Source organism: Halovenus aranensis (assembly GCF_900100385.1).
Taxonomy (GTDB): Archaea; Halobacteriota; Halobacteria; order Halobacteriales; family Haloarculaceae; genus Halovenus; species Halovenus aranensis.
The window spans coordinates 1-7,765 of sequence record NZ_FNFC01000032.1 but is presented as its reverse complement, the minus strand read 5'-3'; the positions used below and the strand labels follow the sequence as shown (position 1 = coordinate 7,765).

The 7,765-nt window shown below is 57.1% G+C and carries 6 protein-coding genes and 3 tRNA genes; 8 read left to right on the top strand and 1 reads right to left on the bottom strand.

Translation table 11 applies throughout. The features are described 5' to 3' along the window. Positions 1 to 68: 68 nt before the first annotated feature. The 8 genes from BLR34_RS16155 to BLR34_RS16120 all read left to right on the top strand — a co-directional run bounded on the left by BLR34_RS16155 (position 69) and on the right by BLR34_RS16120 (position 6,269). Positions 69 to 144 (top strand) — tRNA-Glu (locus BLR34_RS16155). Between the two features lie 426 nt (positions 145 to 570). Beyond that, positions 571 to 645, top strand: a tRNA-Arg gene (locus BLR34_RS16150). 113 nt (positions 646 to 758) lie between these two features. After that, positions 759 to 2,288 carry a TROVE domain-containing protein gene (locus tag BLR34_RS16145; protein ID WP_092704894.1) on the top strand — a complete coding sequence of 510 codons (1,530 nt, stop codon included), beginning with the start codon at positions 759 to 761 and terminating at the stop codon, positions 2,286 to 2,288. A gap of 26 nt (positions 2,289 to 2,314) precedes the next feature. After that, a tRNA-Gly gene (locus tag BLR34_RS16140) sits at positions 2,315 to 2,387 on the top strand. A gap of 59 nt (positions 2,388 to 2,446) precedes the next feature. Further along, on the top strand, positions 2,447 to 2,740 hold the full coding sequence (locus BLR34_RS16135; RefSeq protein ID WP_092704892.1) for a hypothetical protein: 294 nt from the start codon (positions 2,447 to 2,449) through the stop codon (positions 2,738 to 2,740). A 71-nt stretch (positions 2,741 to 2,811) separates the two neighbouring features. After that, complete coding sequence (locus BLR34_RS16130; RefSeq protein ID WP_092704890.1) at positions 2,812 to 3,486, top strand: MarR family transcriptional regulator; 675 nt, start codon at positions 2,812 to 2,814, stop codon at positions 3,484 to 3,486. Positions 3,487 to 3,689: 203 nt separating this feature from the next. Further along, positions 3,690 to 4,013: a DUF6788 family protein gene (locus BLR34_RS16125; protein WP_092704887.1), complete on the top strand. Its 324-nt coding sequence runs from the start codon at positions 3,690 to 3,692 to the stop codon at positions 4,011 to 4,013. Positions 4,014 to 4,814: 801 nt separating this feature from the next. Further along, complete coding sequence (locus BLR34_RS16120) at positions 4,815 to 6,269, top strand: orc1/cdc6 family replication initiation protein (protein ID WP_092704885.1); 1,455 nt, start codon at positions 4,815 to 4,817, stop codon at positions 6,267 to 6,269. A gap of 614 nt (positions 6,270 to 6,883) precedes the next feature. Here BLR34_RS16120 and BLR34_RS16115 read toward each other — a convergent pair. Next, on the bottom strand, positions 6,884 to 7,765 hold an 882-nt coding region (locus BLR34_RS16115; RefSeq protein ID WP_281240915.1), incomplete at its 5' end, for a DNA polymerase domain-containing protein.

Below are 7,765 nucleotides of genomic sequence, written 5' to 3'. Positions count from 1 at the left end.
GGCTTCGAACGCCTGCGATAATCCGTGCGTATCCGCCGCACCTCAGCGCTTGATTTCGTCCCTACTGCGCTCCCGGAGTCTCCGTTGGCGAGAGACGCCACCTCTTCAAGGTGGAGGCCAGGGGTTCGATTCCCCTCGGGAGCACTCGGGGAGGCTGGCCCTGACAGCGTTTTTTCCGTGTCTGACATAGCGGGCAGCCGCGGATCTGTGACGCTGTCAGGGTCGGCTTTCCCCAAGCGTGTGGTCGTCGAGGTGGTGCGTTTCTTCGCTCGCAAAGCACACCAACGGGAGTCATAGCCCGTCGCACCACCGGTTGCCCGACCGCACGTGGCGACCGTCGAGTCGGAGCGTTGCTTCGCCAGGAACTCGCAGGTTCAAATCCTGTCGGTGGCACAGTCCATCGAGAACATCCCGGACAAAGAGCGTCCGAGAGGACGCTCGACACCGGTTCCGCTCTGACAGTTTTCCGGTCGCCGTGTCGCCAGTGGCCGTCGATCTGGAGCGCTACGTCGATGGCACATTACGGGTTCGAATCCCGTCGTTCGCTCCAGAAATTGTCCGGCCACTCGTGTTCCCGTAGCTCAGTCAGGACAGAGCACCGGCCTTCGAAGCCGGGTGTCGCACGTTCGAATCGTGCCGGGAACGTCCAGCCGAGCGATGCGAGGCTGGTTCGGGACGTTTTGCTCCCGAGACTCGTTGCTCACAGAGCGTGTGGGCAGCCGCGATCGGAGTCGCCTGTTGCGGCTCCGGGTGAGAGTATGGAATTCAACACGCCAAAGCAAACGGTCGCGGAGGCAACGCGGACCACCAACTACGAAGGTGGGGAAGCGTTCGAGCCTGCCGACCCCCGACTCGCACTGTACAAGCGCACGATCAACCAGCTGCTGGAGGGCTCGTTCTACGAGACCGATGACGAACAGCTCGCTGCTGTCGTTCGCCAGTTCGATGCCGCCGCAAACGACAACCCGGAGTTCGTCCTGAAGCTCGCGGCCTATGCTCGCCAGGAGCTCTACTTGCGGGACATCCCCCAGGTCCTGCTCGTGCTGGCGGCCTACGACGACCGATTCAAAGACGACTCCCCCGAGTCGCTCATCCGCGAGTGGGCGCCGGCGATCATCCAGCGGATGGACGAGACGGCGACCGCCCTCGCTGTCCACGACCAGCTGTTCGGCGGGACTGCCCCGTGGCCGCTTCGACGCGGGATCGAGGATGCGCTGGTGGAGATGGCCGACGCCTACACGCTGGGCAAGTACGAGCTGTCGCGGCGCGAGGTGACGCTGCACGACGTCTTCAACCGCGTCCACCCCACGCCCGTCGACGCCGAGCAGGAAGCGCTCTTCGAGCGGTTCATGCGTGGTGGCCTTGACGACTATCCCGACGTCGACCCGTTGCCGGCGCCGAACACGTGGGAGACGGTTATCTCCGAGCGCGGCAACACCCAAGCCGCCTGGGAACTGCTCATCGAGGACGACGAGTACACGCTGCCCATCTTCGCATCGATCCGGAACCTCCGGAATATGCTCGAAGCCGGCGTACCGGAGGACACCGTCGTGGATCACCTCGACCTGGAGGCCGTCCGACACGCGCCGCTGTACCCGTTCCGGTACTACCAGGCCTACACCGCGCTGCAAGACGCGGCTGTCCAGGCACCGGCGGTCGAGCAGTGGCTCGAAGACGCAATTGATGTCGCGGTCGAGACGGTGCCTGGCGGATTCGGCGATACCTTTGTCGCGGTCGACCTGTCAGGGTCGATGGATCAGCGGCTGTCCGCGAACAGCACGCTCCGACTGAAGGAGATCGGTGCGTTGTTCGGTGCGATGCTGGCCGACCAGGGTGCTGACGTCGGCGGGTTCGGCGACGACTTCCAGACCGTTCCGATGCACGTCGACACGCCAGTCCTGCAGCGCCAAGCGACAGTGTTGGCAATCGACGAGGACGTCGGGAACTCGACGAACGGCTGGAAGGCGATCAAGCACCTCCACGACCGAGAGGATGCTGTTGAACGCATCGTCGTCTTCACCGATATGCAGATCTGGGACAACACGCCGTTCACGGCCTGCGATTCCCAGACGGTCAAGGACGCGTTCGATGCGTATCGGGACGAGGTGTCTGCTGACACCGCGCTGTATCTCGTCGACCTCGCGGCCTACGGCGACCTGGTGACGCCAGAAGGCTACGAGAACGTCTACAACATCTCAGGATGGTCGGAGAACGTCCTCTCGTTCATCGAACACGCCGAGAATCCGAAGCAGATCATCGATGAGATCGAGGCGTTCGAGCCGACCTAGCCCTGTCCGTATTTTTGTTTGAAGATGCGCGAGTGGTGGAGTTCGGAAACACGCGGTCGTGCCACGACCGAGACGGGCGTTCGAATCGTCCCTCGCGCACTCGGAGTACAGTTGTCGAACATCTGGCCCGTGAGACGCGCTTCAATGGAGATGATAGTATGGCAGTATCCAATACCACCGACCCAGAATCGACGACAATTGCCGTCGTGACGATTCGAATCCCCTGCGGCGCAGAGGGGGACCTCGTCACTGACGCTGAGAAGCGTCTCTCGCGGCCCGAAACTATCGATGACGTCACGATTGACGAATTGGATAGTATCGAGCCACAGCTGTCGGCCACACTCATTACCGTCGAAATTACGGTCCGGTGGGCTACGGCGATTGGCGAGGAGGAGATCAGAGACAGACTGGCTGGTGTCTCGGGACTTGAGTCAGTCAGACGGATTGCATAGGCCGTTCAGAACGGCATAGCCGAAAGTGTAGTAATCTATTTGACTGTTACCACAATATTGGTAATTATTAGATGTACGAACCGTTTGATGAGACTGCTGCTAGAGTGTTGCTCGCAGTCAATCCTGGAGATTCGATCCGAACGGTAGCCCAACATCTCCACACCCCCTACGAAACGGTTCGACAAGCAGTCAATCAACTAGAGGATGCAGGGTATCTTCGATATGATGATGGACTGTTCGTGACCGACGATCGCGTCCGTAAGGCGGCACGAGACCTGCTGGCCACGAGTGCCGCCGTGAATCCACCGTCCATCGAAGAGGCGTACGTACTCCCACAGTTCGGTGACTGGCCCTTCGCCTTTACACAGGTGGACGCCGTCTACGTGTGGACCCAAGGGGGCTATCAGGTTGGTCGCGAGCCCGGAGACTACCCGCTCTTTCTTGCCGTCCTTGAGAAGGACATCGACGCCTGGCAGCGTTTTTTCGAACGGTTTGGAATCCTAACAGGATTTGAGCGACAACCGGAGGAATCGTTTGAAGGTCCTCTCCAAGTCGTCCTCAACGAGCGTTCGGTGCTCAACCCCGACCACGTCGAAGGATATCCAGTCATCTCTCGGCGCGAGACGATAGAATTCATGCGGAAGCATTATGCGACGTTTCAGTCAGCACTCGCTATGCTCGATCGCATGTACGACGATCTCGATCTCGACGTTTCCTACCGTGAGTCAGAAAGAGAATGCTCGTGAGTTTCACAGCAGCAATTGAATTATCGACCTCCTCCACGGTGAGGTTTAATTGATTGCCGTTGGTTTGACATCGGCAGCGTTCCCGGGTTGCTATTTTTGAATAGCTTGCTATTCATACCTTCAGCCCGCGAAGGGACGATATCTGATTAACCAACAAATCTATGCCGATACGCACTTTGTTGGTTAACACGAGGCGACCGCTAATGTCCTACGAGCCACCGACACCGCCAGCCGAACTCCCGACAGAGATCGTCGACACGCTCAACGGCTACTCGCCAGACCAGCTCCAGCATGTCGCACGCTATGCCGAGGAGCTGGCAGAGCACAAAGCTCGCGAGGCCCGCCTCGAGGAGGAGTCGGAGGACGACGAGATCGACGACCGACCTGATGATCTTCCGGACGAGGTCCCATCGAAGGCAACGATCACGATCAAGGAGATCAACGACAACCGCTACTACTACTGGCAGTGGAGAGAGGGGGACAAGGTCACGTCCAAATATAAAGGGCCAGTCAGTCCGGACGAATGAGGGGTCAATACATCCGATTATCGATTTCCCACACCCCGTGTGCTATTTGATTTTGGTGCACTTGGAAAAGTGGTGACTACACACCCCTCGTCCAGAGTGAAAACAGGAGGAACGAGAAAGAATTTGAGATTAGATTAAGCCGTTAATAGTCGATCGAGCCGTTCTTAGGCACGAACAGTCGAACAGGGTTCCACAGTTGAAGCATGGGTTTTCTATTTGAGACAGACCACACCCCTGATCACGAGTGTATCCACTGATAGGTTCTCATCACACACCCCGTGTGCAAAGTGTAAATGTGCCGTATATCGACGATAGAGAGTTATTAGGATGGTTTTGTATATTGAATATGGCCTACAATCCGTGGGATGACACAGACGTACTGGACTCCGTGTAAGAGATGAATTGAGTAACAAGTCGAGCGGGAACACCCCGTGTGCAAAATGAAATTCGAACGGTGAACATCAAGAGGGACGGAGACTGAATCGATTTTCACTTCGATGACGGGGGGATGGTCGACCCTGCGTTTACACTTCGATGACGGGGGGTGTCAGACATGCGGCTTGCACTTCGATAACAGGATGTGGAACAACTAGTTCCGATTACAGATACGCAAATTCACAAGAGGGCCGCCGATTTTGCGTTACACATCGATGACGGGGGGTCTCCCACCGGATGTACTTCGGTGTCGGTTGTAACTAACGAGCCACGAAAACGCCGAATTCAGGCGAAATATTCGATACAGCGGACGAATAAACATCGACGGAGGTTAATCTTTTTAATGCTCCGGCGTACAGCAGGCATATGGCCGGTAGTGATCAAGAAGGGGCGGACCAATCCACCCTTGATGAAGAAACTAGTTCTACATCGGATGGACAGCAGTTAGAATCCGCCCGTGAGGATGCTGCCGGAGACGCAAGCCAAAATCAGGGATCGACCGAAGAGACCGCTCAGCGGTCGATCCGTGATATGCTCGATGATGAGGGGGAGGCATCGGTGTTTGTCAACCGGGACCTCGTTGAGCCTGACACGATTATCGACGAGGAGCGAATCGTCGGCCGTGACGACCAGCTCGAGTCCGTCGTCTCATTTCTGAAGCCGACTCTCCAAGGAAATCGGCCACCGAATATGCTGCTGTACGGTCCCGCAGGGACAGGTAAGTCACTCATCATCGGGGCCGTCACGCAACAGATCATCGAGCTCTGTCAATCCAAAGGCGAACGTTTCGGCGTTGTCGATATCAACTGCCAACCAATCAATACGCTCGATCAGGCCGTCTACGAACTCGTCCAAACTGTCGCCCAGGACGTGGGTACTGAAGTCGGAGTTCCAGAGACCGGCGTCTCGACGAAGCGCAAGTACCGACGTCTGTACGAACTCATCAACGAGTACTACGATTCGGTTATCTTCATTCTCGACGAGATCGATCTCCTGGTTGGCCGGCGCGAAAACGACGAACCCGCATACTCAAAGCTTCTCTATCAGCTATCACGGGCGAGTAACACGAACGAAATCGAAGGCCGCGTGTCCGTCGCAGCGCTGACGAACGATCCAAAGTTTATGGAAGACATCGACGAACGTGCCGAGAGCTCGTTCAATCCACGTGATGTCTACTTCCCTGACTACGACGCGAATCAGCTGCGCGAAATTCTCGAAAATCGACGCGATGCGTTCCGTCAAGATGCTCTCGAGGATGACGTGATTCCGCTCGTGGCGGCGTTCGCTGCACAGAGTCACGGTGACGCACGGAAGGCGATCGACCTATTCCGCGGTGCCGGCGACCTCGCAGACGAACGAGGAGATGAAGTGGTCACGGAGGACCACGTCCGAGAATCTCAGGAGGAGATTGACAAAGACCGGTCGCTGAAGCTCGTTGAGGGGCTTACGACACAAAAGAAGATTTCACTGTACGCAACCGCAGCCGTTGCGTATCACTCGAGTCGGACGGGTAGTTCCGTCCCAAGTCCGGTTGGATTCAAAGTTTATCAGTGGGTCACGAACGAACTCGACGCGGACCAGATGACCCGTGAAACGTACGTCAAATATGTCAAAGAACTCTCGACATACGGGTTGATTTCAACATCCCGGAAAAGCCGCGGACGAGGCCGCGGGATGTATATGGAGTTCACATTCACGGGTGATCCTGAAGCGATGATGACTCGGATCGTCGATGATACACGCTTGGAAGGAATAGCCCAGCAGGAAGAACTCCTCAGTTCAGTCGTGAATGCTCAGCTGAAAGAATTTCACGAGGAGTAAGAATCCTGGCGAGCACCCGGTGGAGAACACACCCCCGTCTTCGATGTGTAAAGTCGAGATTGTAGCGGGGGAGAAGTCGAGAGAGTCCTGAACTGGTGGCGGTGAGTCAGCGAACGAGGAGCAGCCACTTCCGCATCAGATCGTTCTAACCCACTGGAAAAGAGATCAAGATACGGAGTCTCGTGACCCCCACCCCCCGTCATCGATGTGTAAACAGCAGGGGTGGAAGGGGGAACTCACGTAGAATAAATCACGAAAGTCGGGCTTGACGCCACGAGACGGTTGAAAACAAGAGAGATCGTGTAGGTGGTCGAGAAGCGTGATATGGGCATCTCTGTTCGGTTAGTCGAAGCGTCACTTCTTCTAACCTTCACATCTGAATGCAGTACGGTTCTGATTGTAACGCGCTGCATATAAAACTTTGTCAGACAATATGCATTGCTTACGAGAATATAGATTGCGTCGCTGAGACACTCTCCTTCATGTTAATGGTCTCATCGCCGGTTTTCGCCATTCTGTTCTCGTCACCCCCTCCCTCCTCTCATGGTTTTACACATCGATGACGGGGGGAGGGAGTGCGACCGTGATTCTTTATTGAACCATTCGTTGCCCGGTTACTGAAAATCGGTTAGCTCTGGCTCACGTGCCCCTGCGAGTTCTTGTTGTATCTCCGTGCGATCCCAGCCAAGCGGTGACAGCACACTCTCGACAGCTCTGACGAGTTGCGTCTCGTAGTACGACGCATCGTACGACTCCGTCTCTTCGTGAGCCAACGCGACCCGCTCTCGAGAACTCTTCTCGTCGTCGACGACCACGTACTCGATGTCCTGTCCCGGGTGGATAGCGAGGTCCTGGTCCCGAGCCCGCTTCAGCGCCGCCACGTTCTGCGTGTTTTGTGTATATCCTTCCAGTGGCTTGGAGACACGATTCCGTTCGACGAGCTGCTCGACCGGCACCGTCCCAGCGTGGAGGCGCTTGATCGCATCCTGAAGACGGTCGAGTACGGTGTCCGGAGATTGAGTCGCATCGAGACGGTCGAGACAGTCCCGCTGGACGTCCTCGATGAACGGCGGGGTCGAGCGCTGTCGGGCTTCGATGCCCCTGATCTTGAAATCGTCGTCACCGGCGACCTTCCCGAAGTACTTCGTCAACGCGCCGGCGTCGCTCTCGCGCTGCGGCACGAACGCCACCCAGTCGTAGTGGGCTTCGTGTTCGAGCCGGATCTCGACATCTTCCGTGATTGCCGTCGCGAGCGTCTCGAGGTCCTCGCGGTCCTCGTCGTCGACGTCGGGGTCCGGCGTCACCCAGATGGAGTCGACGATGCCGTGGACGACGCGCCAGCCGCCGGCTTCTAATCGCTGTTTCGCCGTCAGCAAAATCTCGCGAGCGAACGCGTTGATCGCTTCGTGACACTCGATGCGGCCGAACTTCGCGTTGCTGAACCCTTGATAGCCGAAGCAGGCGACGAGGATCCACTTTAGCGCTCCCGACCGTCC